34 protein-coding genes are annotated in these 25,025 nt (G+C 30.8%); 3 read left to right on the plus strand and 31 right to left on the minus strand.

All coding sequences use genetic code 11. From position 1 onward, the window contains the following. Positions 1–100: 100 nt before the first annotated feature. From FMG_RS08750 to FMG_RS08765, 4 genes are all read right to left on the minus strand, one after another. Positions 101–604: a hypothetical protein gene (locus FMG_RS08750; protein WP_012289853.1), complete on the minus strand. Its 504-nt coding sequence runs from the start codon at positions 602–604 to the stop codon at positions 101–103. Between the two features lie 119 nt (positions 605–723). After that, a complete protein-coding gene (locus FMG_RS08755; RefSeq protein ID WP_012289854.1) occupies positions 724–1,515 on the minus strand; it encodes a hypothetical protein in 792 nt (263 codons plus the stop codon). Positions 1,516–1,655: 140 nt separating this feature from the next. Continuing rightward, positions 1,656–2,387 carry a hypothetical protein gene (locus tag FMG_RS08760; RefSeq protein ID WP_012289855.1) on the minus strand — a complete coding sequence of 244 codons (732 nt, stop codon included), beginning with the start codon at positions 2,385–2,387 and terminating at the stop codon, positions 1,656–1,658. Between the two features lie 225 nt (positions 2,388–2,612). Beyond that, complete coding sequence (locus FMG_RS08765) at positions 2,613–4,034, minus strand: hypothetical protein (protein WP_012289856.1); 1,422 nt, start codon at positions 4,032–4,034, stop codon at positions 2,613–2,615. 301 nt (positions 4,035–4,335) lie between these two features. Between FMG_RS08765 and FMG_RS08770 the strand changes: the two genes are divergently transcribed. Next, positions 4,336–4,545: a hypothetical protein gene (locus FMG_RS08770; RefSeq protein WP_148161028.1), complete on the plus strand. Its 210-nt coding sequence runs from the start codon at positions 4,336–4,338 to the stop codon at positions 4,543–4,545. Continuing rightward, positions 4,539–5,270 (plus strand): CPBP family intramembrane glutamic endopeptidase, encoded by a 732-nt coding sequence (locus FMG_RS08775; RefSeq protein ID WP_012289857.1) that lies wholly within the window; start codon positions 4,539–4,541, stop codon positions 5,268–5,270. The genes FMG_RS08770 and FMG_RS08775 overlap by 7 nt, the downstream gene beginning before the upstream one ends. Positions 5,271–5,309: 39 nt before the next feature. On the opposite strand, the gene FMG_RS08780 is transcribed toward FMG_RS08775, so the two are convergent. The 16 genes from FMG_RS08780 to FMG_RS08835 all read right to left on the minus strand — a co-directional run bounded on the left by FMG_RS08780 (position 5,310) and on the right by FMG_RS08835 (position 18,000). Then, positions 5,310–6,983, minus strand: a complete 1,674-nt coding sequence (locus FMG_RS08780) for a cell wall-binding repeat-containing protein (protein ID WP_012289858.1) — start codon at positions 6,981–6,983, stop codon at positions 5,310–5,312. A 361-nt stretch (positions 6,984–7,344) separates the two neighbouring features. Then, positions 7,345–8,292 (minus strand): hypothetical protein, encoded by a 948-nt coding sequence (locus tag FMG_RS08785; protein WP_012289859.1) that lies wholly within the window; start codon positions 8,290–8,292, stop codon positions 7,345–7,347. 130 nt (positions 8,293–8,422) lie between these two features. Beyond that, a complete protein-coding gene (locus FMG_RS09655; RefSeq protein WP_012289860.1) occupies positions 8,423–8,593 on the minus strand; it encodes a DpnD/PcfM family protein in 171 nt (56 codons plus the stop codon). A gap of 590 nt (positions 8,594–9,183) precedes the next feature. Then, the gene (locus FMG_RS09780; RefSeq protein WP_167521337.1) at positions 9,184–9,333 is read right to left on the minus strand and encodes a hypothetical protein; all 150 of its coding nucleotides are present in this window, start codon (positions 9,331–9,333) and stop codon (positions 9,184–9,186) included. 379 nt (positions 9,334–9,712) lie between these two features. After that, on the minus strand, positions 9,713–10,597 hold the full coding sequence (locus tag FMG_RS08790) for a hypothetical protein (protein WP_012289861.1): 885 nt from the start codon (positions 10,595–10,597) through the stop codon (positions 9,713–9,715). Positions 10,598–10,739: 142 nt separating this feature from the next. Then, the gene (locus tag FMG_RS09545) at positions 10,740–10,910 is read right to left on the minus strand and encodes a DpnD/PcfM family protein (RefSeq protein WP_148161029.1); all 171 of its coding nucleotides are present in this window, start codon (positions 10,908–10,910) and stop codon (positions 10,740–10,742) included. Between the two features lie 136 nt (positions 10,911–11,046). Then, complete coding sequence (locus FMG_RS09475) at positions 11,047–11,301, minus strand: hypothetical protein (protein ID WP_012289863.1); 255 nt, start codon at positions 11,299–11,301, stop codon at positions 11,047–11,049. A gap of 135 nt (positions 11,302–11,436) precedes the next feature. Further along, complete coding sequence (locus FMG_RS08795) at positions 11,437–11,955, minus strand: hypothetical protein (RefSeq protein ID WP_012289864.1); 519 nt, start codon at positions 11,953–11,955, stop codon at positions 11,437–11,439. Positions 11,956–12,075: 120 nt separating this feature from the next. Further along, entirely contained in the window at positions 12,076–12,300 is a 225-nt protein-coding gene (locus FMG_RS08800; protein ID WP_012289865.1) for a hypothetical protein, read from the minus strand. 10 nt (positions 12,301–12,310) lie between these two features. Continuing rightward, positions 12,311–12,505, minus strand: coding sequence for a hypothetical protein (locus FMG_RS08805; protein WP_012289866.1), 195 nt, complete (start codon positions 12,503–12,505; stop codon positions 12,311–12,313). Positions 12,506–12,635: 130 nt separating this feature from the next. Beyond that, complete coding sequence (locus tag FMG_RS09745; protein ID WP_012289867.1) at positions 12,636–12,809, minus strand: hypothetical protein; 174 nt, start codon at positions 12,807–12,809, stop codon at positions 12,636–12,638. A gap of 1,027 nt (positions 12,810–13,836) precedes the next feature. Continuing rightward, a complete protein-coding gene (locus tag FMG_RS08815; RefSeq protein ID WP_012289868.1) occupies positions 13,837–14,028 on the minus strand; it encodes a hypothetical protein in 192 nt (63 codons plus the stop codon). Positions 14,029–14,031: 3 nt separating this feature from the next. Further along, a complete protein-coding gene (cas6e, locus tag FMG_RS08820; protein ID WP_012289869.1) occupies positions 14,032–14,667 on the minus strand; it encodes a type I-E CRISPR-associated protein Cas6/Cse3/CasE in 636 nt (211 codons plus the stop codon). Next, positions 14,668–15,354 carry a type I-E CRISPR-associated protein Cas5/CasD gene (gene cas5e, locus FMG_RS08825; RefSeq protein ID WP_012289870.1) on the minus strand — a complete coding sequence of 229 codons (687 nt, stop codon included), beginning with the start codon at positions 15,352–15,354 and terminating at the stop codon, positions 14,668–14,670. A gap of 2 nt (positions 15,355–15,356) precedes the next feature. After that, entirely contained in the window at positions 15,357–16,451 is a 1,095-nt protein-coding gene (gene cas7e, locus FMG_RS08830) for a type I-E CRISPR-associated protein Cas7/Cse4/CasC (RefSeq protein WP_012289871.1), read from the minus strand. Continuing rightward, entirely contained in the window at positions 16,441–18,000 is a 1,560-nt protein-coding gene (locus FMG_RS08835) for a type I-E CRISPR-associated protein Cse1/CasA (RefSeq protein WP_012289872.1), read from the minus strand. The genes cas7e and FMG_RS08835 overlap by 11 nt, the downstream gene beginning before the upstream one ends. A 48-nt stretch (positions 18,001–18,048) precedes the next feature. On the opposite strand from FMG_RS08835, the gene FMG_RS08840 reads away from it, so the two are divergent. Beyond that, the gene (locus FMG_RS08840) at positions 18,049–18,774 is read left to right on the plus strand and encodes a class B sortase (RefSeq protein ID WP_012289873.1); all 726 of its coding nucleotides are present in this window, start codon (positions 18,049–18,051) and stop codon (positions 18,772–18,774) included. A gap of 48 nt (positions 18,775–18,822) precedes the next feature. On the opposite strand, the gene FMG_RS08845 is transcribed toward FMG_RS08840, so the two are convergent. The 11 genes from FMG_RS08845 to FMG_RS08890 all read right to left on the minus strand — a co-directional run bounded on the left by FMG_RS08845 (position 18,823) and on the right by FMG_RS08890 (position 24,902). Then, positions 18,823–19,518, minus strand: a complete 696-nt coding sequence (locus FMG_RS08845) for a DUF2815 family protein (RefSeq protein ID WP_012289874.1) — start codon at positions 19,516–19,518, stop codon at positions 18,823–18,825. Positions 19,519–19,642: 124 nt separating this feature from the next. Next, positions 19,643–19,882 (minus strand): hypothetical protein, encoded by a 240-nt coding sequence (locus FMG_RS08850; protein WP_012289875.1) that lies wholly within the window; start codon positions 19,880–19,882, stop codon positions 19,643–19,645. Positions 19,883–19,992: 110 nt separating this feature from the next. Next, entirely contained in the window at positions 19,993–20,424 is a 432-nt protein-coding gene (locus FMG_RS08855) for a single-stranded DNA-binding protein (protein WP_012289876.1), read from the minus strand. 146 nt (positions 20,425–20,570) lie between these two features. Further along, positions 20,571–21,119 carry a hypothetical protein gene (locus FMG_RS08860; protein ID WP_012289877.1) on the minus strand — a complete coding sequence of 183 codons (549 nt, stop codon included), beginning with the start codon at positions 21,117–21,119 and terminating at the stop codon, positions 20,571–20,573. Between the two features lie 125 nt (positions 21,120–21,244). After that, positions 21,245–21,751 carry a hypothetical protein gene (locus FMG_RS08865; protein ID WP_012289878.1) on the minus strand — a complete coding sequence of 169 codons (507 nt, stop codon included), beginning with the start codon at positions 21,749–21,751 and terminating at the stop codon, positions 21,245–21,247. 137 nt (positions 21,752–21,888) lie between these two features. Then, positions 21,889–22,551 carry a DUF2786 domain-containing protein gene (locus tag FMG_RS09480; RefSeq protein WP_050716647.1) on the minus strand — a complete coding sequence of 221 codons (663 nt, stop codon included), beginning with the start codon at positions 22,549–22,551 and terminating at the stop codon, positions 21,889–21,891. Positions 22,552–22,660: 109 nt separating this feature from the next. Further along, complete coding sequence (locus tag FMG_RS08875) at positions 22,661–23,020, minus strand: hypothetical protein (RefSeq protein ID WP_012289880.1); 360 nt, start codon at positions 23,018–23,020, stop codon at positions 22,661–22,663. Positions 23,021–23,166: 146 nt separating this feature from the next. Then, positions 23,167–23,541 carry a hypothetical protein gene (locus FMG_RS08880; RefSeq protein ID WP_012289881.1) on the minus strand — a complete coding sequence of 125 codons (375 nt, stop codon included), beginning with the start codon at positions 23,539–23,541 and terminating at the stop codon, positions 23,167–23,169. Positions 23,542–23,609: 68 nt separating this feature from the next. Then, on the minus strand, positions 23,610–24,161 hold the full coding sequence (locus FMG_RS08885; protein ID WP_012289882.1) for a hypothetical protein: 552 nt from the start codon (positions 24,159–24,161) through the stop codon (positions 23,610–23,612). Positions 24,162–24,179: 18 nt separating this feature from the next. Beyond that, positions 24,180–24,317: a hypothetical protein gene (locus FMG_RS09750; RefSeq protein WP_158297418.1), complete on the minus strand. Its 138-nt coding sequence runs from the start codon at positions 24,315–24,317 to the stop codon at positions 24,180–24,182. Between the two features lie 189 nt (positions 24,318–24,506). After that, a complete protein-coding gene (locus FMG_RS08890) occupies positions 24,507–24,902 on the minus strand; it encodes a hypothetical protein (protein ID WP_012289883.1) in 396 nt (131 codons plus the stop codon). Positions 24,903–25,025 lie beyond the last annotated feature (123 nt).

A 25,025-nucleotide genomic window follows, 5' to 3' on the forward strand; every position in this document is an offset into this window, starting at 1 on the left:
TATGTATACAATATAGCGAGAATAAGGGGAGTACCAAATATTAGTTATGCTAAAAGATGTACCTATAAATAAAAAAAGAAAGGATGAATTATCCCCTCTCTTAATTAACTTGTTCGAGCAATTGCATAATTTCATTAGACAACCTGATTTTTATATAATTTGTATCATAAACAGAAAAAAAGGGAGAACGAGCCATTTCGATTGATTTTTCAGCACCAAGACCTTGTTCTAATCCCAACCTTATATTACACATTTGTTCACCATCAAACTCGGGTTTTGCATATAAGATAACATTAATCCCTTCTTCAAGTCCTATTCTAATCTGTTCCATTTGCACCCAATTAAATTCTAGCTCGTCATACAAGTCGACATCGATTCCATGCTTCAATCCCAACCTTATTTGTTCCATTTGTTTATAATCAAACTCAGGATTGGCATAAGTTTTAACATCAATACCATTTTCAAGCCCTAGTCTGATTTCTTGCATTTGGTCATCATCAAATTCAGACTTTGCATAAACGCTCACATCAACACGACTTTTAAGCCCTAACCTAATCTCTCGTAATTGTTCAACGGAGAAATCCAATAAGGCTAGTTTATCCATAATCTACTCTCCTTTATCTTTTGTTATGTATGTAATATATCGGTATTGTTGGCAATAGCAAGTTATTAGACTATCTAGCAAATGTACCAAAAAAAGAAGGGATAAACTACCCCCTCCTACTAATTAGCTTTTAATAAATTATCTATTTCATCAAGTAATTTTATTTTTTCTGATTCCGCATCAGAAACATAAACGTTAGGAATAGTAAGTTTTTGTTCCAAACCTAGTCTGATTTGTTCCATTTGCCAATTATCAAACTCTGGATTGGCGTAAACACTAACATCAAGTCCGTCTTCAAGCCCTAGTCTAATTTCTTTCATTTGTCTCCACTCAAACTCGGGCTTGGCATACACGTTGACATCGACACCACTTTCAAGCCCTAGTCTGATTTCATACATTTGTTCATCATCTAGTTCTGGATCCGCATATACATTCACATCAACACCACTTTCAAGCCCCTGTCTAATCTCTTCCATTTGCGATGAACCAAACTCGGGCTTTGCATACACGCTGACATCAACACCACTTTCTAACCCTTGTCTGATTTCAAGCATTTGGTCGTAATCAAATTCAGACTTTGCATATAGACTTACATCAACATTATTTTCTAACCCTAGTCTTATTTCGTGTATTTGCTGATCATTAAACATCAATTTAGCATACACACTAACATCAAGCCCTTTCTCTAATCCCAACCTTATTTCCCACATTTGGTCATAATCAAACTCTGGGTCTGCATACGCACTAACATCAAGCCCTTGTTCTAATCCAATCCTAATTTGTTCCATTTGCCTATAATTAAACTCGGATTTTGTATACACACCAACATCAAGCCCTTTCTCTAACCCTAGCTTAATCTCTTTTAATTGTTCAACGGAGAAATCCGATAAATCTAATTTTTTCTCTTTCATAATATACTCTCCTTTATCTTTGTTATGTATGTAATATAGCGAGAACAAAGATAAACTTAATTATTAGCTATTCTACACGCTGTACCTATTATATAAAATGGCAAAAAAAATTAAGAAATAATTGAGGAAACCTTCCCCAATTATTTCTTGTCTATTTTCGCTAACAATTCGAATATATTTTTATTCCCCAAAATGTCGTCTAACACATAGCGAAAACCTTCGTTATCATATTGCAAAACCCTTGCGAAATTGCCTTTAGAAACGTATTTTACCTTTTCTTTGTCTTTGTCATTGTAGTAGATTTTAATTTTGCCATCAGAATTGACCGATAAATGGTTCTTCTCGATTAGAAAATCAATGATAATTCCAACATTAGCAAACCAATTTAAAGAGTTATTAACTTCTTTCGCAAAATCTTCAAAATTATTTTCAAAAGTATTACGGAAGAATGTGAGAAATCTTATATTATGATTTGCTAATTCATTGCTTTGAGTTAACGCTAAAAAATCTTTGAATTGCTCTTTTTCAGCGTTATTTCGTTTCTCAAATTCTTCAACTGTTCCGCCACGTCTTATAAACATTTCTTTTCTTTCTTCTTCGTCAGCCGACAAATATACTATGTCAAAATCATAGTTTGGAAAACTTTCTTCAAGCTTTAGAAAGCCCTTGTAATCGATTATATAATAGTCTTTAGAAAATAAATCTTCTTCAAGGATATAATAAATATTGCCGTCTATCTCTGTATACGCTATTGATTGATTCTTCTCTCTTTCGGCTTGCTCTTTGGAAACGAATATATACTTGTTATCGTCTTTATTTCTTTTCTCTCTTGTAGTCCTAGATATAACTGGCTTATATCCAAGCTTATCCAACTCTTTTGCAAATCTGACTACTCCCCACGACTAAAGTCGGGGGGTTCTCTTTTGGCATAGCCGAAGATTGATTCATCTATTGATGACCTCTTTCTTCTTTAACAGAGAACTCAACAAATCTATATCGTATGATATGCACTTCACTAGCCCAGCCTTTAAAAGACCTGCTATGTGCTTTCGATTTTGTTTTATTTAAGTCGGTGCAGTCAATCCGACTGGTCTTTTTTATGCGGTTAACCAACGCATTTCGTTTAATTGTTTTAATCTATTTATTTCTATATCATGCAAGTTAACAAACTTGTCATATCTTTCATTACACAAATTAATATCTATTGATTTTAAATCATCACATACATTTTGAATTAAAAATGCTGAATACAAATCTCTTTGTATTTTAATATTGTCTATTACATTCCATCTTTGAGATAGTGCCTTTTTAACGCACTCTTTGGTTTTATGATTGAATTGACTTGCTTTAACCTCAAATGTGTCTATTCTTTTTAAATAGCTGTCTACATAGTGTAGTTTTCTATCTATGATAGTTAACAGTTGACAAGGAGAGTTATTACTAAGAGACTTTCCGAACCTCTTTTTCTTATTAATCTTTCCGTTCTTTTTGTTTATCGTTGTGTTCTTTGCTCTTTTTTGTAGAGCTTTAAATCTCATTGTCTCAACTTTAATATCTACACCTAATGATATTATCTTATTTGCCAATATCTCTTGATATTCTTTTCTTTTATCTGCTATTTTGCGGTACAAATCTTTTCTTTTTTGCTTTAATTTAAGATATCTATTAGAATATATCCACTTCCTTTTTCCCTTTTTAGACGTTTTGTCATCATTGTAATTTTCAGGATTATTTATTCTCTTAGAACGTTCTAATTTTCTATCTAATCTCTTTAATTTCTTGTATTCATTTTTCGTATTAGATAATTTCTCTAGTTTAACGCAACTATCAGATACAATAGCAACAGATGATGTTCCAATATCAAGCCCTACAGTTTCTTTTCCAAAATGTCGTTTCTTAGGGGGAACGCCCTCTTTTATTAGTTGAACAAAATATCTAGTTTTTCTTCTTATCTTTTTTTTGAGTATTCTAATGTATTTAGTTCTATCATTTCTTGATTGAATATTATATATGTCGTTTCTCTTTTCTATTATTCTCAGTCTTAAATCATTCCATATTACGATATCATCTTTTATTCTAAGACCTTGAGTATTGCTTTTATTTTCCACAGACATATCACTAAATCTAGCTTTGAAATTAACCTTATCTGAAATATGATAGTGTAGTTTTTCTACTGTTTGAAATGCTCTAGTAGCAAGTTTTTGTGCTTCTAGAGATCCTATATGTTTAGAATAAAGCTTTCTTATTTCTTTAACATATTTGTGCATTTCGTATTCAGAGTATTTTAAAGATAGCTCTATTTCTTTAAGTCTTCTACTTCTCTTTTTACTTGATTTTTCTTTTAAAAGACTATTATATTCTTCATTTTTCTTTAACCTATCAAGTCTTTTCAAACACTCACTAAGACAAGCATTGTATATAGACTTAGCACTATTAAATTTCTTTTCTAAACTTTTTCTATCTCTCGTTGTTGTCAATAGTTCATATTGAACTACATACGATGATGTCTTCGCTTTCATTTACACACCTTTCTGTTGTTCTATATATTTTTCTACTACATTTCCATTTCATTCCCACGACTAAAGCTAGTGACTTTCTGGGGTTTATTGTAACATAGTTTTTTCCTTTGTTTTCTTATGTGTGTAATATATCGTGAGTATCGGCAGCAGGAATTAATAATACAGCTACGAGATGTACCAGTAAAAAAAAAAAAAAAGAAACCTCACGAAGCGAATCCTTTCGCCCGCCGCAGGCTCCCTCCACTACCTTCAGGTAGTGGAGGGAGCCATTACTAAGCCAGTTGGTCTTTTGCATGTTGATATGAAATATGTAAGCTATCAAGTTATGGGTAGTGAATCGCAGCATTTAAAATTGATTCTACCAAAGGGCGTTGAAGTTTTATTGTTTAATCAAGCAGATTTACTTGAGGATTTAATTAAGCGTGAAGTTTTTGATGTTGAGGGAAGTTTACAAATAAGTGAGTTTATGGGTAATGAACGAGTTCAATTTAACGGTAAAGTCTTATGTTAGATAATAAATTCAAGTTAGATAATAGGTTTAAAGCTTATTTGATATTTTCAAGTGTTATAACCTTATTTTGGTCTATAATGGGCTTTGGAGAGTTTGGCTTAATTTTATGGTTGCATTTTGTGGCTATAAGTTTTTATGTATGTTGTAACAAAAAGCTATTAGTTAAAATTGGTAAAATCGATCCTATTGATATATTTTATCTCTTTTTAACATTTTTTAGTGGTCAAATTTTAGGAATGTTTTTAAATATTACTATAGGAGACCCTAAGTATGATCAACTGCAAGAAATGATGGCTAATAACTTGACGTTCGTTTTAATCGTAACGTTCATTACAGCCCCGTTAGCCGAGGAAGTTATCTTTAGAGGTATAATTTATTCAACACTAAAGAAAACTCTCCCTGTGAGCCTCTCAAGATGTTTACAGGCGATTTTATTTTCACTTTTTCATGGAACGTTGACTCATCTTTGTCCGACATTTATCTTTGCGTTATATCAAGCATATATTTTTGATAAGTATAAGGATTTAAAAGCTAGCATAATATCTCATATTTGCTTTAATATTTGTAGTTTTTTAATACCATGTTTGATGCGTATTCCACTCAACAACGTGTCAGTGATAGCATCAAGTGTTGCTTTTGTGATATTTAGTTTATATCTTCTTTTCAATAAATATAATAATTTGGAATTTTTTGATGATTTAAGTATATTAGAGAGTTTAAGATAAAAAAAAGAGTAGACAATATTGTCTACTCTTTTGTTGTTTCTAGTTGAACTCGAAGTATCCCATAGGATCAACTATTCCGTAGTCGTCACGTGTAAACCAGATACAAGCGTAGTCACCGTTAATAGCTACACCCATATTGGATAATGGTGTGAAACTTCGGTCAATTTCTTCTGGCGTAGGATCCCAACCGTTTTGAGATAAAATTGTGTCATTATGTCCTGGAGAGTTTTTCCATTTTTCTAATGCTCTTTGAGGTGTAATTAAGAAACCATTTACAGCTACTTCATAGCCTGTTTGATCATAGCCAGCGATTTCTTTAGGTTTAATTTTTGTTAATTTATCATGTTTATGGTCTTTTGTATAGACTACTGGAGTCCAATTACCCTTATCAGACCATGAGTGCATATTTCCTTTTATCCCCCTAGAGTCAACTGGAGGGTTAGCCATATCGAAATTCATGTTTAAGTCGTTGACATGAGTTCTAGCAACTTTCATTAATGATTTACTAACTTTTAGTCTTTTCTTACCATGTTGTTCTCTGTAATCATTTACAAGTTTGATTAACTCTTTTTCTTTTGCTGATAATTCTGGACTATCAACGTCTAAAAGTTTATCTTCAACTGGTTTTTCTTCTGGTTTTTCAGAAGGCTTTTCTGGCTCTGTTGGTTTTTCTTCTGGTTTTTTGTCTTCTGGTTTATCAGCAGGTTTGTCTTCTGGTTTAGGATCAACTGGTTTTTCCTCTGGTTTTTGTTCAGATGGTTTAGTTGTATCTCCATCAGAAGGTTTATTTTCTTCTGGTTTAGCAAACGTTGGAATTTCTACTTGAGTTTTTCCACCTACTACAACATAATCTTTGTTTTCAAATACGTTCATAACATATTTTGAATGTTTTGCTCTTTTTGTCAAGATAATACTTCTGTTTTCTCTTTGAGAGAATGGGGAAGCTAATAAGTTATCTGCAAATTGTTCACCATTTACAATAGTGTACTTAGAGTTTTTGATTATGTCAGCTAATCTTTCAGATGTTTCATATCTATCATAACCACTGATTCTGTTGATGTTTGCTTTAGTGTAGGCTTTAAGTTCTTTTTCAACTTTTGGGCTAACTGAAGCTTTACCACCTACGATAAAGATTTCCTTTAAGTTCTTGTTGTTCTTTAAGTAGTTTTTCAAACCGTTAGGCACGTTGTCTTTTTGAGTCAATGCTACATCAGAGCAAAGTTTCTTAGATATTGAAGATGTTACTAAAGCATCTGCAAATTGTTCACCACTAACGATGATTAACTTTTCAGTATTAGTTAAACCCTTTGCGTTTGTTTCGTATCTATCGTTTCCTTCAACTCTTTCAACGTTAAGACTTAATAATTGATTTTCAACAGTTTTGCTTACTGCGTTTTTACCACCAACTATTACAACTTTTTTATGGTTGTTTAGAATAGTATATAAAGTTTTACTATCCATTCTGTCTTTTGCTGTAAAGTAGATTGGGCTATTAGCATTTGCTACTTTTGTTGCTGTGATAGCGTCTGGGAATTTTTGATAATTCATTACCACTGCTGTATCACTTTTTGTTAACTTAGCTAATTCAATAGCTGTGTCAAATCTTGATTGACCTGCGATTCTGTGTTCTTTATCAGCTAAAACATTTAAAGGTGATAACATAGACGCAGTTAATGTTAAAGCTAAAACTGATTTCAAAATTTTCTTGTTCATACTTTTTATTTCTCCTTTTCTATTACTCTAGGTTAATATTATTATATACCAAAATTCATCTAAATTTTCGATATTTCTTTAGAAATATTTTCCTTTATTGTATTCTATATATTTTATTATTTCTTTATAAGCACATAAAATTGTACTCTAGAAATGGCATAACTACTCCCCACGACTAAAGTCGGGGGCTTTCTGGGGGCTTTCTCATAACTACAATAATTTGCCATAATTTTTCCTCCTTTATTTTTGCAATGTATGTAATATATCGTGAATATAGGCAGCAGTAACTAAATCGCATTTCCACTGCTATACCAAAATAAAGAAGAGAGGGGGAAATCCCCCTCTCGTTATAAACCTATTCCTACCACAACTTATGAGGCAATTGGGCTTTTAAACTCTTAATAATTTTTTCTAACTCATCAAAGTTTTTATAACTATCAAATAAATTTTGTTCATAATAAGCTTTAGCATCTTCCAAAGCTTTGATAATTATATCTAATTGAGAATTGTCGTATCTCAATTTATATATTCTCTTACCTTCTTCTAGCTTTTCTCTAATTTCACGCATTTCTTCATAATGCAGGCGATTATCAGCATAAGCACTGACATCAATTCCTGATTCAAGCCCTTCTACAATTTCATCTATTTCGTTTTCTGTAAAGTTAGCCTCAACGTACTTTGAAACATCTATATCATAATCTTCTAATGTTTTTCTGATTATTTTCATTCTGCTCCAATTAAGTTTCGGATTAGCGTATAATCTAACATCAACATCATTTTTTAATCCCTCATGAATTTCTAAAAGTTGTTCATAATCGAAAACCTTTAAATCTAAGTCTTTGATGTCATAGGATAAGTATATATCAAGTATATAAATCTTTTTTAATATTTCACATTTGTGTCTATAATCTCTGATAAAGTCATAATCTTTACCTTCATAATCGTCATTAAGATAAAGTAAAACATTGTTTATTTGCACTATAGTTTCGTCTTCGTACAATTGTAAAATGCATTCTTCAATTTTTTTTCTTAATTCAAGATTAGAAATCTTTTTTATATGAAAACACATATTAAGTAACATATCTTCAACTAATCTTTCATCAAAATCTAACTCTTCTTTAGTTTTTTCATCTAGCATATACAGTATTCGAAAGGGCAAATCATCAAAATTAAGAGCATTTGCAATCTTTTCCGAATCAGTTTTAATCTTTTCGCTAACAAAAGCATAGTTATCAATATGGTATTTACCATATAAAAGTATCTTGTCATTTCTAATTTCTAAGCTTTCTAATTTTAAATTTTTCATCATTTTCTCTCCTTCACCTGTATATAATATACCAGAAAAACCCTGCCGACATATTATAAAATCTTTCTAAAAGTATGTACCAAAAGCTTAGAGAAGCCTATAACAAATTCTCTAAGCTTTCCATAAACATTTTTTAATTGTCTAATAAATTAAATTCAACAAAATTGTCGAAATCTTCAGAGGTCAAAACTATTTCTTCAGCAAAATACAAGTTTCTTGTCTTTTCAATAGCCTCTTGCTCAGACTTTGCTCTAATCTCTACAACTTTACTTAATGTTTCCACAATTTCTATGTTATATTTCATTGTTTACTCTCCTTTATCTTTGCTATGTATGTAATATATCGACAAATCACAAGTAGAATAATTATTAATCATACTACAAGACGTACCATTTTGGGAAAATAGAACAAGGTTTTGGGAAAATAGAACAAGTTTTTAGGAGGATAAAACAAGATTTTGGGAAGATAAAAACAAGGTATTCGAACATCAATTATCCTAAAAATAAAAAACCCTAGGCCTGGTACTCCTAGGGTTTTTCAACTGTACATTAATATCTTTTTGGTTGATTAAATTATATCAACAATTTTGGGTTAAATCAACTAAAATAGATTTTGGGTTAAATCAACTAAAATAGCTTTATCGCAATATCAGCCATCTCTTTGCAATCTGCCATATCTCATGACTACTCCCCACGACTAAAGTCGGGAGGTTCTCTTTTGGCATAGCCGAAGATTGCTTCATTGTATAAATGATCTAGTCTTCTTTAACAGAGAACTCAACAAATCTATATCGTATGATATGCACCTCACTAGCCCAGCCTTAAAAAGACCTGCTATGTGCTTTCGATTTTGTCTTATTTAAGTCGGTGCAGTCAATCCGACTGATTAATTAATTTATGCGATTAACCAACGCATTTCTTTTGTTTCTTTTAGTCTATTGATTTCTATATTGTGCAAGTTAACAAACTTGTCATATTTTTCATTGCACAAATTAATATCTAAAGATTTTAAATCATCATTAACATTTTGAATTAAATTTACCATCTAAAAACATTGAATTATCTTTAATTTCTACTCTTTCTAATTTTAAATTTTTCATAATTTTCTCTCCTTTATCTTCTTTATGTATGTAATATATCGGTATTATCGGCAGCAGTAAGTTGTTAGATTATCTAATAGATGTACCAAAATAAAGAAGAGAGGGGATTTCTCCCCCTCTCTGTTATAAATCTATTTGATAATAGTTAAAAGCATGGATCTTATTTGATTAGTTAGCAAATTGTTGATATAATATAGTTAACCAAAAAGTCATTAAAAAAATCGAACAAAAACCCTAGGACTGGTACTCCTAGGGTTTTTTCAACTGTACTTTAACATCTTTTTGGCTGATTAGATTATATCATAATCTGACTACTCCTCACAACTAAAGGCGGTGCTTTTCTGGGGATTTATTGTCAGTTCCATTTTCAACATTTCCTAAACTACTTTTTTCTAAATTAAAACGTTCTTTTTCGAGTTTTCTTCGAATCTCAAACATTTCGTCAGCACAAATGTTATTATCCGCATAAACGCTTACATCAATTCCTGATATAAGTCCTTCTCTGATTTCGTATAGTTGGTCTTCTGAAAAACCAACACCCACATATTTTGAAATGTCTATATTCCAATCTTCTAGGCCTTCCCTAATCATTCTCATTTCCTCCGCAGTGTATTTAATATCGGCATATTTACTTATATCAATCCAGTTTTTTAATCCTGTGTGAATTTCAACAATTTGTTCGTAATTGAATGTATTTAAATCAATATCGGGTAAATTGTCAAACGATATATATATGTCAAGAATATAAATATCTTTTAATATCTCGCATTTTTCCCAATAACTTTTACAACTATCGAAATCTTTGCCTTCATAATCATCTTCAACATAAAGCAATACATTGTTAATTTGTCTGATTTGCATTATGTTCCCGTCTTCATATAATTTTAAAATAGCTTTTTTAATTTCTTTTTTTAATCCAACATCAGAATCGTTATTTTTATTGAACAAAATCTCACACATTAATTTTTCCATTTTCCTGTCATCTAAATCTAACTTGTCAAAAGTTTCCTCATCTAAGATATTTTCAAGAATGTAATAAACTGCTCCCGCCAATAAATTGTTATCAAGTTTTTGAAGAGCAACCATAATTTTTTCAGAATCGCTTTCAAGTTTTTTATTAATAAAAGCATAATTTCCGATGTGTTCACGTCTATTCAACCAAATCGCATTATCAATTAATTCAATATTTTTTAACTCTAAATTTTTCATTGTTTTCTCTCCTTTAACTATATATATATAATATCAAATATGTAGTGAACTACTCGGCAATTGAATTACCGAGGATTCTCGCTCAATATCCTAAAAGCTTGGAGAAGATTAACAAATTCTCCAAGCTTTATAAAAATCTTTTTTAATCATCTTGCAAATTGAACTCAACCAAATTGTCGAAATCATCGGAATCCAACACTATATCTTCGTTGAAATACATTTCTTCTACTTTTCTTATCGCTTCTTCTTCAGTTTTTGCTTCAATTTCTACAACCTTTCTTAATGTTTCTACAATTTCTACGTTATATTTCATAATTATCTCTCCTTTATTTGCTGTTTTCTTATGTATGTAAAATATCGGTGTAACGAGCGAAAACAACAATTTAATATTTCTAGCCTATGTACCAAAGCAGAAGAGAAGGGAACACATCCGCCTACTCTTCTATATTTTACAAATTTACTTCATCTAATTCAATTTCGTTGAAATGCAAATAATCTATTTCTTGGGTAACTAATTTATCGAACAAATCAAATTTATCGCTCACATCACCGCATAAAGATAAAAGCTCTTCATCGGATTTCACAGTTTGTTCGCAAACATCGGCTATTGTTTCCAAATCTTTAGTTATTATAATCCTTGAGGAAACATTAAGTGTTCTAGTACTTCTCCATTCATCACACCAATACAATTCGTATAGTTTCATAATCAGCTCTCCTTTATTTTTTATTCTTCTTATGTATGTAATATATCGGTATAACGGACAAACACAACAATTTAATATTTCTAATTCATGCACCAAAACAGAAGAGAGAAGAAATTTTCTCTCTTCTGTTTATAATTATTTAGACATGTTAACTCTTGTTTCTTCCATTTCAAACGCCCAAAATTCAGGTATAGCGTAAATGCTTACGTCAAGTCCTTCTTCTAGTCCTAGTCGGAGTTGTTCCATTTGTGATGAAGAAAATATAGGCTTTGCGTAAATACTAACATCAATTCCTTTTTCTAATCCTAATCTAATTTCTTTCATTTGCCAGCCATCATACTCATGCTTAGCATATACACTAATATCAACATTATGTTCTAACCCTAGTCGAATTTCTTCCATTTGCCACCAATCAAACTCTGGCTTTGCATACCAACTAACATCAACACCATTTTCAAGCCCTAGCCTTATTTGTTTCATTTGCTCACGATTAAACTCTGGCTTTGCATAAATTTTAACTTCTGATTTACTAAGTCCGTCTTCAATCCCATATATAATTTGCATTACTTGAGCTATACCAAACTTCGGATTTGCAAACTCGCTAATATCTATGCCGTGTTTTTTTCCTAAATTGATTTGTTTAATCTTATCCATAATCTACTCCCCTTTATTCTTGTTATATATATAATATATCGACAAATCACAAGTAGATTAATTATTAACCATACTCATAACTGTACCATAAGGTTTAGAAAAGGCATAAACAAGCCCTTTCTAAAATCTTATCAAAGTTGGTTTAATACCACATTCTATAAGCATTTTATTATATTTAGGCAACTTTTTGTTGTATTCCTCAACGTTTCTAGGAAATAATTGCGTAGTTTCTAGTAAAAAGTTTCCAAAATTTTCTCCAATGTAGCTTATTCCTCCATTAGCACTTTCATCGTCTTGCAAAACTTGGTGGAAGATTTGGTTAAGTTTTTGTATATCGTTTTTCATAAATGTTCTCCTAATCAGTTATCGTTATTATTGGTTCAATGTCTGAATTAATGATTATCTCGTTGATATCACGCTTGATATAGTCCAAACACCATTTTGTTAGTTTTTCATCATCGTACTCGCTCAAATCTAAGTCATAAGTGTACTCCAAATAATCCTTGTCTAAAATCAACTCTGTAATAAGTTTAATTGATACCTCTTTCATAGTTTACTCTCCTTTATCTCTTTGATATGTATGTAATATAGCGTAATTATTGAGGGTGCGAACTAGTTATTCTATCTAGCTAATGTACCAATAAAAAAAAGAGAAGAAATAAATCTTCTCTTAATTTCACTTATTCTACTGGAACTAGTTCGTATTTTTCGATTTCTTCTTCTGTCAGTTTTCTCGAATATTCGATTATGTCGTAGTATTTATCACTAGATTTGTCCGACAATCCCAATAATCCGTCTTTTGGTTGACAACCCAGAGAAAACCCACGTACTTTCATTCCATACATATATTTCATGACCTACTCTCCTTTATCTCTTTGTTATATGTAATATATCGACAAATGACAAGTAGACTAATTATATGTAGCACTATATGATGTACCGACACTCGCCATTGCGAGAAAAAATAAAGGATAAAAATATTCTTGGACTACACTCGCTATTTGCGAGAAAATACTCTTAAATATAAAGAAACACACTTGCCATTGCGAGAAACTTATCTTGATAATCCTCATACATAGGAACACCCCCGCTATTGCTGGGAAAAATTGTGCTGTTTTAGGGCCTCCAGTATCTTCCCTAGGAACACCCCCGCATGTGCGGGTAAAACTCAACACCGTTGTTGTTATTTACATTATTAACAGAAACACCCCTGCACTTGCGGGTAAAACTGTGGACAAAATCTGTAACATAACAATCCTATAGAAACACCCCCGCATGTGCGGGTAAAACATTGTTAATGTTAATGCTTTGGGAACACACCTGCTATTGCAAGAAAACTTAGGATTATTTAATATTTTCTCAATAACCTCTGGAACACCCCTGCTATTGCTGGTAAAATAAGTATTTATTACGAAAAGTTCATAGATAAAAAGGAACACCCCCGCATGTGCGGGTAAAACTTATTCGATTCTTCATTTTTTTAGTTCTCTTAGGAACACCCCCGCTTTTGCGGGTAAAACTTATTGTTGAAATTATCTTTGTTTTTAGAGTTAGAAATACCCCCGCATGTGCGGGTAACATGCTGTGTCAAATGCAAAAGAAGATGTTTTAAATAGGAACACCCCCGCATGTGCGGGTAAAACATAAAGTTATAATTATAATCTTTTTTTATAACAGGAACACCCCCGCTTGTGCGGGTAAAATCATAGATACTTTTTTCGCTCCTTGAAATAATCAGAAACACCCCCGCTTGTGCGGGTAAACAAAGATAATAAAGATTACGAGTTTGTTTTTATCCCATATAGAGGGAAACACTCGCTTATTGCGAGAAACAATTTTTTGGACACTTCCAATCGTCACACACCTGCTATTGCAAGAAAGCTAGTTTAGATCGCCTCTTTTTCTTTTATATCCAAAGCACTTATACGCACCCTCTTTGGACTTATATCCATATCCTTGAGCATCGTCTAAAATCTCGCCTGTTTCTATGTCTACTATAACATATCTGTCATGACCATGTTTGCTTTTTTTAGTCAACTCAGAATCAACAATTGCCTTGTAATTATTAATCATAAATTATCTCCTTTCAGCTATTGGCAAAATTGTCATAAGCCCATATCCATAAGCTTTTCTTTTGCCAAAACCATTAATTAAAATTTCTTTAAATTTATCCACATCTTTAACAGCTAAAACACCCTCAACTACAGCTTTGTTGACAGGAGCTTTTTGATTATCTTTAACTAACTTATCATAACCTGATTGAATTAGCGTACATTCCAAAACTTCAAAACCGTTTTTTTCGCTTCTGTCAATAAGATATTTTATCTTGTCTTCATCATTTCTACAGATAAAATTATCACCTCTTTTTGAATTTCTAACATATACAGAACTAACGGGATTATATTTTATTTTAAATCGATATAGTTTATTCTCACTAATATCGTCTAAAAATTGATCGTAGTTGGTTATTTTAGCAGTTCCTTTAATACCGTTTCTTTCAAACATTTCGATATCCGGTTTTTGTTCTGATAGCATTACTAGATAATTTTTGTTATTAAAACTATCCAATCTCCACAACTTTCTAGTTCTTATGTTTTCTTTAAATTCATTGGGGAAGGATTCTTCAACCCATTTATGAAAATATTGTAAATTAGTATACACATAATTTCTGTAATTTTGATTATCTTTAAGCATTACTCTTGAAAGATACATTTACTCACCCACCTTTGTTACATATCTATATTCGAATCTACTTGAAAAATCACGTTTTGTATTCTCAAAAGACTCTGTTAAATCACGTCTTATTAGCTTTTCTTTACTACCAGTATCTATATAATCACTGAATATTGATAACTCTACACTATCTTTTTTAATGCTTTTCTTATACCATTTAGAGGCTAACCATTCATAATCTTTGATTATCTCAAGCTCATTTCCGTCAAATTTTCCTATTAAGTAATCAGCATTTATCGGGTTTGATTTTCTGCCTAGAAATAGTTGGTATGCAGGGCTTTCTAAAGCGTTGTATACATCTTCCATTAACGTTTCATCATCACTCGATAATGCTATAAGAAACTTAGCATCCTGGATATAATACTTTTGTATTAAATTACTCTTAACAAAGTAATTAGGGTCATTAGGCATATATTTAGGGTTGTATTCCATAGCTATTTGAAAATCACGAATCAAACTACCTTTTTGATCTATTCTAACGGAGAAATTTAAAGAGTTTAACCTCTTGATGCTTTCTGTATCGGTTTTTTTATAGCCAAAAGCCGCTGCTACTAGCCCAATAACAGCACTTTTTGTTGGATAATATTCAGTATTTCTTATCTCATAATTTGCTAAGCCTCCCCATGATTGAAGAGGACTAGCAAACTTTAACAAAATAACACTCACAATTAATCACCTAAATTATCTTTTAAAAAATTAGCTACATTTTCGGCTAAGTTGTTTAAATTATCAGCTTCATTGCCAAACTCATTTAAACACTCAATATCATCAAAAGAAATAAAAGAGCTTAATAAAGGCTTGTCATAGAATTTATTAAGCTTTTTATGTTCATCAGAAAGCTTTTCTATAGATTTTTTAGTATATCCAGAATTAGACACTACAGGTTCTTCAAAAGCAGAAACTAAGTTCATTGGTCTATCTGAACGAATATCGATTGATAAAAAGCTAGGCAAAGTTTGATTTGCATAAGAATTTATCTTTCCTGATGGCATTGATAAACAGAAAGCCTTTATAAAAAGCTTAATAGAATTAATTAATGTTTCTTTGTCGTGAATTTGTTCAAACAAGTCGTGAATTGCAATATTTGAATATCTGTATAATGTTGAGGCGTTAAAATTAGAATTACCAATCATTGCAGCTCCTGGATCTTTCGTATATTCATCAACTGCCGTAAAATAGTCTACTTCAGAATTAACCTCATGAGTTGATATAGCATGTGCTACTTGACAACTTGCCTCTACATTTAAGTTTTTAGAAGAAGCAACCATTCTACCGAATAATGCTATATCTATAGACATATTGTTTTTAATACTGTCTATAATATCGGGTTTTGGAACATCACCTTTTACTGCTGCTTGTGCTAATTCTAAAGCTTGTTTATCCGAGATAAAAAACAAAGATTCTAGGACTAAAGTCTTTTCTCCTTCATCATCAACATCTTTGAGTTTTGTTGAAATTCCAGCTGACTTTAATACCTTTCCAGCCTTTTTAATAGCCTCTTCTCTAGGAATTGAGCTATCAATTTCTAGCATTTTATCAGCTATATAATCAGGTAATTTCAATGTTCTAACTCCTAAGTTCTGAATCTCGCTATTTTCATAAAAATATTCTCTGATAGCTCTTTTCCATGATTGAGAACTAACTCTTGATCTATTCACTCCCCCGTATAGTGCTGATTTTGGGTTTCCAAATTCATCTCTATTCACATTTGATGGTGGTAGTACTTGTAGTGCGTGTATGTCTAAATATAATTTATTCTTCATTTTCTTTTTCCTCTTTTCTTTTAAAATCAATGTATTTTACTAGGTTTGCGTACATTTCTAAACAATCTTTTCTAGCTGAAAATTCTTTTATTTGGTGTAATGCAAACATTTTAAAATCTTTTCTAAAATCTTCTAATTCAATATCAGCTGAGAGTTCTCTATCTACATAGAAATATAGAGGTTCTAACTTTTTCTCAATGTAACCTTTAGAAGATTTATCGTCATATCTATTTAATTGTGCAATTTTATATAAGAAATTATTGTAATTTTGAACAACAGTATAACAATATTCTAAAGTTTTATATAAATCAGAATCCTTGTTAAGAAGGTCTAATACATTTACATTAAAACTACTGAAAATTTCCTCTTTTGGAACATATGATAATGCGTTTCCATCATCTATCAATGTTACCATGTCTATTTTAATATCTTTTAAATCAATATTTTCAGAATACTTTAATAAGTTTTCAAGAATAACGGGTGTTTCGTACAGCCCCTTACTGATCAAGAATAAAATTTGCCACAAACTGTAGCTATTTCTAACCTTTATCGTATTATAAATATCTTCTTTTTCCTTATATCTCAAAATAGCCATACTTTCCAATTTAATAGGCTCTATTAAAGATAATTTACACACATCTAAGCTATTGTTTGATATTCTAATAGCTCTTGAATAAGTATTATACAATTCTGCTAAATTATCTGGAACATAACCTTTAATATTCTTAGTAATAATCTTATTTGACGATTCTTCCCAACAAGGTTTTTGAGAATTTCCTACAAACTCTTTAACCGGGTGTACTAAAACAAGATTTAGCATTAGTGTTTCAAACACGTTACTGCCCCTTAAACTCATTGTAGTAATCTTATATAGCCAACCGTATGACTTTTTGCTTACACCGTCAAAAACAGCCTTATCTGACGTATTAGAATAGTTTTGATATGTTATAATCCATCTAGCAAGTTCTGAATCTGACATTTTATTCTTTGCCTTTTCATCGTTAACGTTGAACATTCTTAAAGAATTTGATTCATAAAATTTACCGTTTATCTTTTTAAAAGGGATATTAGATGGTTTTGCATTTTGCTTACCCATCGATATAACATTAAAATCTTCCCATATATTACTACTTACTTGATAAAACGGATACTCGTCATCATATAAATAAAATCTATCGTGATATTTATTTAAATAAATTTCTACAATCTTTGGGAAAGATTTCATTTCCAATAAATTAATCCACGCTTTATTCAAATCATTAACATAATCTTCAATAACATTTGGATCTATTTCAGTTTTCTGCTTAAACATATCATTTAGTCCAAAATATCCATACTCTTCCCCATTCTCATCAAATCTTGAGAATACCGTTTGAAGAATAGATAACAAAAATCTTGTTATTGAAATTGTCTGAACTTCAGTATCACCTGCTATACTAATGTACTTAGAGGCATTTTTAAATAGCTCCAGAATTGAAACATTTAAGTTATTACAATCATTGTCAATTACAGGAATCCATTTTTCATCTAATAAATTAAATTCACTCAACTACTACTCCTTTCAAAAATTCGGGTATAACATAATTAGGAGGAACTAATGAAAAAAATATTATTATTCATATCCATAATTACATTTCTAATCCCTATATCTATAATCACAAACTCTGAACTTCAAAGCTATCGTAAAAAAAACAATACAAAAGTTGTATCAGAATCTATGAATAAAACACTTAATTCAAATGAGAAATCATCACAAGATAAAATATTCGAATTAAGAAAAAAACTAAACAACGAAAATGTCATCGGAAGAATCGAAAATAAGGCTTTAAATATAGACGAAATCATCGTAAAATCTAAAGATGACACTTACTGGCTTAACCACGATATTAATAACAAAAAGAACAAATATGGAACCATATTTCTAGACCGTTACAATCGCAGTGATTTTAGTGATTGGAACAACAATCTGTTCGGTCATAAAATGCTAGATGATAAGATGTTTTCAAATCTTACTAAGCTACAAAACCAAAAATACACTACTAATCTACAATCTAGTAATAAAGATATATTTACAATAACATCGATACAAGGTATTGAACGTTATAAAATAATTTCTATTAAGCGTATTAAAAAGCTTGATAGAAACTTTTATAAAACGCAAGAAGATCGTGACTGGTTAATTAATTTGATAAATACATCAGATATAGTAGTCAATAAACCAAAAGAGGCTATCGAAAAATACGTCATTTTATCGACCTGCGTTAATCCTAGTGCTGATGATAATTTAAGGCAAATTGTTCTTTTGCAAAAAATATCAGAATAAAAGAATGTGGTATCTTTATTAATTATTATACCACATTCTTTTTATCACTTAAATATAAATTGATTTTTGCGATATACATTCACTGGTTCTAATAAAACCTTGAATATAACGACTTATTCCAACCTTACCTTTATGTGAGTATGGATAAAACTTAATTACTATCTCACCCGTATCTCCAGAAGAAATTCTTTCGTTTGGATCTAGTAGCTTACCCTCTTTATCTCTTAGTACAACTGAAAGTTTTCCTGTTTCGTCATTACCTACTTTAACATTTCTTATCATTAGTTTATTTTGTGCTAAAGATTGACAAAACTCTTTGTTATCATCTTTTTGATTAGCAACAAAAGAATTAACGTCTATAAATAAGGATTCATTGGTCTTTTTCTTTATCATATCCATTGTTGTATTCTTTGGATATATCCCCTTTTTAATACCGTAGTCAAAAGCATTTAGATATGCTTTATTTATTTCGTTAACAATATCTTTATCATTAGGAATTAACACTAATGTTGATAAGCCTTCATCTACATCTGGATTATAATTTGATATATTCAAGTTTGGATATAACAAAACTACATCTTTAATTCTAACAGCTGAAGATATCGCTATCGCCTTTTTATCTCGCATTAAGTGTAATGTTTTACAATCATTTTCACTATCTTGATTAAACATTCCTTCAATCTTTTTAACTCTGTTATTCAGAGTTGCTAAAAACATTCTTAAATCTTGGCTTACTTCTGTCATAATTTACACTCCTTTTTTAATTTTTGTTTTCTTATGTATGTAATATATCGACAAATCACAAGTAGATTAATTATTAATCACACTATAAGTTGTACCAACATATTAGAAATGGCAAACGAAATTGTCACCCCCTTTGCTCTAAACGAACTCTAGCTCTCTTTGTATAAATCGCACCCAACGATCTATTTAATCTTTTAGCCAAATCTCTATCCAGCCCATCGAAACCCATTAACAGACGAATTTCTTCATCACTCCAAGACTTTGGAGGCTTCCCTGCCCCATATCTATCTCTGTGTCTTTGTTGTTGCCTACGCTTCGCTGCTCTATACTTGTCTAGATTTTTATACTTATCCTTGCACTTCACAAAATCACCTCAACCATTACCACATATCTACAAACCACAAGTGTATTAAACACAAATCACATTTTAATAAAAAGAAAGGAAGTGGCATTACGCCACTCCTCTATTTTTCTCTAAAAAGGCATTTCACTATCGTTATTTACGACCGCATTACCCATTCCAAAATCGTCTGGGCTATTTTGTTGTTTACCACCCTCGTTATGTTGGTTATTGCTATCAATAAATTCAAATTGTTCAACAATAACTTCAGTTGTATAAACCTTTTGACCTTCTTTGTTGTCGTATGAACCTGTTTGGATTCTTCCGTTAATCAAAACTCTCATACCTTTAGATACATATTGTGCCAATACCTCCGCTTGTTTTCCGAAAATAACACAACTAATAAAATCAGCTGTAGGTTGATTGTTCGCCTCTGCCTCTTGTCTTTTTTCTTTAGTTAATCTCCTATTAACAGCAACCGTAAATCTACCGATCGCCATTTGCGATTGGTTGTATCTAAGTTCTACATCTTTTGTTAATCTTCCCATTAAAACTACATTATTCATAATTTTCTCCTTTTTCTTTGTGATATATCCACAAGTGATAAATCCACAAATAATTAATCATTGTATCACTTGTCAATTAAAGCCTTAATGTTTCTATATTTACTTGTTATATGTGACACATGTACAAATAATAACACCACAAGTAACTAATCACATATTACATTCTTATTACTATATTTTTCAACAACATCATAAATATCATCTATCGTGAAACAGTCATAACTATCCATCTCGATATCATCTAAGTTTTCATCAATTATATCACTTGCAACTTGTTCATCATTATCACGATAAATTAATGACAATACACATTCTCTGAAAAAAGCATAATCCACAAGTGTACAAAGGTCGGAAACTATATTAGTATAATCGGAAAACATAGCAACGCCATCTCCAGCATAATCAAAAACATAACCCACAAAAGCCTCTGAACAAAAATGTTCTCGAAACTCTGGAAAATATTTTGTAAAATATTCCAAATTATTCTTATAAAAATGTTCAATAATCTTTTCGCAAATATCACTTTCCATGATGTACGAGTTGATTTTACATTGATATTCTTCATCATTGAAAGATTCGCCTGAATATTGTTTCGAAAACTCTATATAATCATTTTTTGAAAAGGGGATAGGGCAAGAAAAATCTTCTTTCATATCTTTCAAAACCATTTTTGTATTTTTTACGTTAACCTTCATAATTTACTCTCCTTTATTACTTTGTTATATGTAATATATCGACAAGTGACAACACCACAAATTATTGATACACCTACGACATGTACCCACATAAAAAACCCTGCTATGAGGCAGGGGAGTAGGGGCTATATTTCATCAGATACTAAGCGTTCTTTGTACTCATCTAAAACATCGATAAACTCTATAAGAGTTTGTTTATCGAAAATATCTTTATCGGTTAAATAATCCCAGAAACATTTACTTATCCAATCGTCTTGAATCCATTTGAAATCATCATAAAAGCTGTCAAGCAAATTTTCAACATCATATATATTTTCCGTATCTTTTAAATCCTGTTGAAATTCTGATATTCTATCTAAAAAACCATTTCGAGCTTTTTTAATTCTTAATTCATCCCAAAACGGATCTTGAAAATCTTCTAACCAACGTTCACCGAATTTGTTATTTAACTCAATAACTTTAGATAAACTTCCATTAGCTTTTTGTATGGCTAACGAATAATCCATACTATCAAGTATATCTCGTTTCTCACGCACCAAATCTCTCAGCTGGTCTAGTGACATATTGTTTAATTCTTTTACAGTCTTTAAATAATCTTTTTCTAATTCTTGCAATAATTTTTCTTCATTCATAATTTTCTCTCCTTTATCTTTGTTATATATGTAATATATCGACAAGTGATAATACCACAAATTATTGGTACACCTGTGATATGTACCCAAACAAACACCCCAAACAAAAAGATTGCCTGGGGAATAGATCGATTATACTATATTTTATTTTGAATTTCGGCAGTATATCCACTAATATACCCAAGTTCTATCACTTTATTATTGTTAGCAAAATTAGCATTTCTTATATTACAATTTTTGTTTAATTTAGATATATAATCGATAGCCTCTTTAGGAACAGATAACACCAATCCTTGTTCTTGCTGTATTGTTTCTTTTTGCTTTTCTAATAATTCTAGCAAACCTTCGCAAAATCCAATGCCATAATCGTTCTTTAACGCATTTAATGTTTTATTATTTATGTTTAATTGAGTTTTAATTTCCTTTGCCCATTGATCTACATTAGATTTTATAAACCCAATTACTTTTTCCAGTATGTTACAATCTGTATCTCTTCCAATGATTTTTATATATTTTTTTGAACTTTTTCCATAGCGACAAACACAAACTTTACATAGGTATAAGTCTGAAATCATTTCAATTCCTTGTGCTAGATAAGTATTTTTATAATTTGTGAAGTAGTATTTGGTTTTTAATTCTATCACTATAGACTTGTGATTTTCGTTTATTTCTTCAGCTGATATATCATATCGAAGCATTAACTCTTGTGCTTTTAACAATGCAAGTTTTGCTTCATTCTCGTTTTGACTTTGAGATAACGATAGCAGCTTTTTTATTTTATCTTTTATATCATTATTCACGCTTACATCTCCTTTATTTTTGTTATATGTGATATATAGACAAGTGACAACACCACAAATAACCAATTAACTTGTAGTATCTAATTCCTTAATTCAGTAGGGAATAGTGTTATAGCTGTTGTGTCTCATATCCATGAGAAATTAAGATTTGATTGAACTTATTAACACGTCTTATATATTTCTTTTCTGAAAACAAGCGAAAAGCACAATAATCAATACAATCTATCTCTGAATCTAATCTATTGCCATTAATCCCGACAGGATAAAAATCCTTATCGGTCTCAATGAACTTTTCAGAAAATTCTATAATTGTTTGTGGAGCTTCTTCCAAAACTTTTGCATAATCCCAATCAAAATTATGCAAATATTCTTCGTAAGCTTTAAGCACTTCTTTTTCGAGTAGCGTTCTAAATTCTAATGATGTTATAACAGCACCACTATTAACATTCTTCCACTTTGTTCTTTTCATGTTTTTCTCTCCTTTTTTCTTTGTTATATGTAATATGCCGACAAGTGACAACGCCACAAATAATTAATACACCTGTGACTTGTACCCAAACAAAAACCCCCACAAAGATCCAATGTGGGGGAGTGTATCGCATTAAAGGCTATGCATTAACAAAAGGTAATCCGAAATCTGGCATGTTCTATAACATATTCTTCGCCATCTTCGTTTTCTTCAGTATATCTTGTATCTACTTCGACAGGATTATTGTGATAAAACTCATTAAGTGCATGAACCCAATATTCCATAATAACTTCTTCATCTGGATCTTCTAACCAATCACTTCTTTCGTATGTTTGAGTATAAACCGTATCATCATCTTCGCTCCAATTATCATCAGCAAAGTGGGATTCGCCATCTTCATTGATTTCAAGTCTAACCGTTTCGTGTTCAGGTTCTCCATCACTATCAACCTCTCTAAACATGTCCAACAAATCTTGACCACTAACCTCTACCTCAAAATCTTTGTAAACATCTCTTGTCATTTTCAATCTCCTTTATTTTTATAAATATCACGTCAAAAAATCCACTACCTTTAGGTAGCGGGCAGTTCCTAGTAATCTTCTAGTTCTTCTCGTAGTTCATAATCTTCTAGTAGTTTGCAATAAGCGTTTTCAAAATCTTCCTTCCAAGAATCGAGTGATTCTCTCGCAAACTCATCTACACCCTTGTCTATATCTTCATTTTCAGCATAAAATAAAAATTCTTTATAATCGTTGGCAAAGTCATTATAAAAATCCTCAATATCTTCATATTCATCTAATTCTTCTTTGTGTTCTTCTTCAAATTCTTTTCGTAATTCTTTTACATCTTCTTCACATGCATAATCTTCAAGTTCATCGTAAGTATAAACTTCACCTAACCATGGTTCGCCACCATTTACTTTCCAATTAAATATAGCTTTATTTATATTATAGTAAGCATTTCCAAAATCACAAGATGGCATTGCATCGATATCGCCAGTCTCGATATCAACATATATTGTGTAATCAATACTAGCAGTCGCCTGTAAATATAAATATAAATCTTCGAGACCTTCATCGTATGGCTTACCATTAACTGTGTATTCTTTTATTTTTTCGTATGGTTTTAGTTCGTTTGTCATTTTAAAATTCCCCCTTGACTACAATTCTTCGTATATTAGATAACCTTTATAATCATCTATCACTTCTATAAAACCTATTAAAGCCTCTTTATCAAATATTTCTTCATTTGAAAGATTATCCCACAATGTCTTTTCTATCCAATTTTCTTGAATCATTTTGAAATCATCATAGAAAACATCAAGCAAGTCTTAAATAATTGATTTTTGTATAGCATTTTTTCTCCTTTTGTTATTTCAATAATGCCAATATGTTTTTTTTGTCTTTTCGTCTATTATATTTTCATAGAATACATAACTTTTTGCAGAAGCATTTTCGTATATTACTTTGCCTTCTTTTTTCACTTATTATTTTTCTTGTTGATATTCAACAAATTCATATAATTTGTAATATATATAATCGATATTATAAAATCTGTCTTTTTGAATATCTTTATGTTTTCCACTAGATTCATCATCATAGGCTATATAAGTTACTTGATGATTTCCTATTTTATTATCACCGATATAAGTTTTTACTGTTGTGTTGTATTCGTTGAAAAACTCTTTACCGTCAAAAATTATTTCTTTTTTAATCAGTATGTTTATTTTTCTTTTGATATTTTTGTTATCTTTATAAAAAACGTCATATTCTACAGTATATTCAACATTAGGGTATTCTGGAATAAAGTTGATAAAGTATTTGATACTTTCTATTATGTTGCTGTCTGCGATTTCATAAACTTTTTTTATATGTTTTATCATGTTTTTTTCCTTTTCTTATAATCTTATTTTTTACTTATTATTTTTATTTATTATTTTTAAAAATCCCCACGACTTTAGTCGAGGGGTAGTTGACACTCTCCTTTATCATTGCTATGTATGTAA

Origin of the sequence: Finegoldia magna ATCC 29328 (genome assembly GCF_000010185.1) — a bacterium.
Classification (GTDB): Bacteria; Bacillota; Clostridia; order Tissierellales; family Peptoniphilaceae; genus Finegoldia; species Finegoldia magna_H.

Bases quoted from the DNA above. Each gene is read 5' to 3' on its own strand.
- FMG_RS08805 (WP_012289866.1), bottom strand. From the start codon at position 12,505: ATGAAAGAGGTATCAATTAAACTTATTACAGAGTTGATTTTAGACAAG.
- FMG_RS08815 (WP_012289868.1), bottom strand. From the start codon at position 14,028: ATGATTAATAATTACAAGGCAATTGTTGATTCTGAGTTGACTAAAAAA.
- FMG_RS08800 (WP_012289865.1), bottom strand. From the start codon at position 12,300: ATGAAAAACGATATACAAAAACTTAACCAAATCTTCCACCAAGTTTTG.
- FMG_RS09750 (WP_158297418.1), bottom strand. From the start codon at position 24,317: ATGATTCAAGAAAATTGGATAGAAAAGACATTGTGGGATAATCTTTCA.
- FMG_RS08775 (WP_012289857.1), top strand. From the start codon at position 4,539: ATGTTAGATAATAAATTCAAGTTAGATAATAGGTTTAAAGCTTATTTG.
- FMG_RS08860 (WP_012289877.1), bottom strand. From the start codon at position 21,119: ATGAAGGTTAACGTAAAAAATACAAAAATGGTTTTGAAAGATATGAAA.
- FMG_RS08845 (WP_012289874.1), bottom strand. From the start codon at position 19,518: ATGACAGAAGTAAGCCAAGATTTAAGAATGTTTTTAGCAACTCTGAAT.
- FMG_RS08840 (WP_012289873.1), top strand. From the start codon at position 18,049: ATGAAAAAAATATTATTATTCATATCCATAATTACATTTCTAATCCCT.
- FMG_RS08880 (WP_012289881.1), bottom strand. From the start codon at position 23,541: ATGACAAGAGATGTTTACAAAGATTTTGAGGTAGAGGTTAGTGGTCAA.
- FMG_RS08885 (WP_012289882.1), bottom strand. From the start codon at position 24,161: ATGACAAACGAACTAAAACCATACGAAAAAATAAAAGAATACACAGTT.
- FMG_RS08790 (WP_012289861.1), bottom strand. From the start codon at position 10,597: ATGAAAAATTTAGAGTTAAAAAATATTGAATTAATTGATAATGCGATT.
- FMG_RS08750 (WP_012289853.1), bottom strand. From the start codon at position 604: ATGGATAAACTAGCCTTATTGGATTTCTCCGTTGAACAATTACGAGAG.
- FMG_RS08755 (WP_012289854.1), bottom strand. From the start codon at position 1,515: ATGAAAGAGAAAAAATTAGATTTATCGGATTTCTCCGTTGAACAATTA.
- FMG_RS08855 (WP_012289876.1), bottom strand. From the start codon at position 20,424: ATGAATAATGTAGTTTTAATGGGAAGATTAACAAAAGATGTAGAACTT.
- FMG_RS09655 (WP_012289860.1), bottom strand. From the start codon at position 8,593: ATGAAATATAACATAGAAATTGTGGAAACATTAAGTAAAGTTGTAGAG.
- FMG_RS08785 (WP_012289859.1), bottom strand. From the start codon at position 8,292: ATGATGAAAAATTTAAAATTAGAAAGCTTAGAAATTAGAAATGACAAG.
- cas6e (WP_012289869.1), bottom strand. From the start codon at position 14,667: ATGTATCTTTCAAGAGTAATGCTTAAAGATAATCAAAATTACAGAAAT.
- FMG_RS08765 (WP_012289856.1), bottom strand. From the start codon at position 4,034: ATGAAAGCGAAGACATCATCGTATGTAGTTCAATATGAACTATTGACA.
- FMG_RS08795 (WP_012289864.1), bottom strand. From the start codon at position 11,955: ATGGATAAGATTAAACAAATCAATTTAGGAAAAAAACACGGCATAGAT.
- FMG_RS09545 (WP_148161029.1), bottom strand. From the start codon at position 10,910: ATGAAATATAACGTAGAAATTGTAGAAACATTAAGAAAGGTTGTAGAA.
- FMG_RS09745 (WP_012289867.1), bottom strand. From the start codon at position 12,809: ATGAAATATATGTATGGAATGAAAGTACGTGGGTTTTCTCTGGGTTGT.
- FMG_RS09780 (WP_167521337.1), bottom strand. From the start codon at position 9,333: ATGGTAAATTTAATTCAAAATGTTAATGATGATTTAAAATCTTTAGAT.
- FMG_RS09475 (WP_012289863.1), bottom strand. From the start codon at position 11,301: ATGAAACTATACGAATTGTATTGGTGTGATGAATGGAGAAGTACTAGA.
- FMG_RS08780 (WP_012289858.1), bottom strand. From the start codon at position 6,983: ATGAACAAGAAAATTTTGAAATCAGTTTTAGCTTTAACATTAACTGCG.
- FMG_RS08865 (WP_012289878.1), bottom strand. From the start codon at position 21,751: ATGAATGAAGAAAAATTATTGCAAGAATTAGAAAAAGATTATTTAAAG.
- FMG_RS08875 (WP_012289880.1), bottom strand. From the start codon at position 23,020: ATGAAAAGAACAAAGTGGAAGAATGTTAATAGTGGTGCTGTTATAACA.
- cas7e (WP_012289871.1), bottom strand. From the start codon at position 16,451: ATGAAGAATAAATTATATTTAGACATACACGCACTACAAGTACTACCA.
- FMG_RS08890 (WP_012289883.1), bottom strand. From the start codon at position 24,902: ATGATAAAACATATAAAAAAAGTTTATGAAATCGCAGACAGCAACATA.
- FMG_RS08770 (WP_148161028.1), top strand. From the start codon at position 4,336: ATGAAATATGTAAGCTATCAAGTTATGGGTAGTGAATCGCAGCATTTA.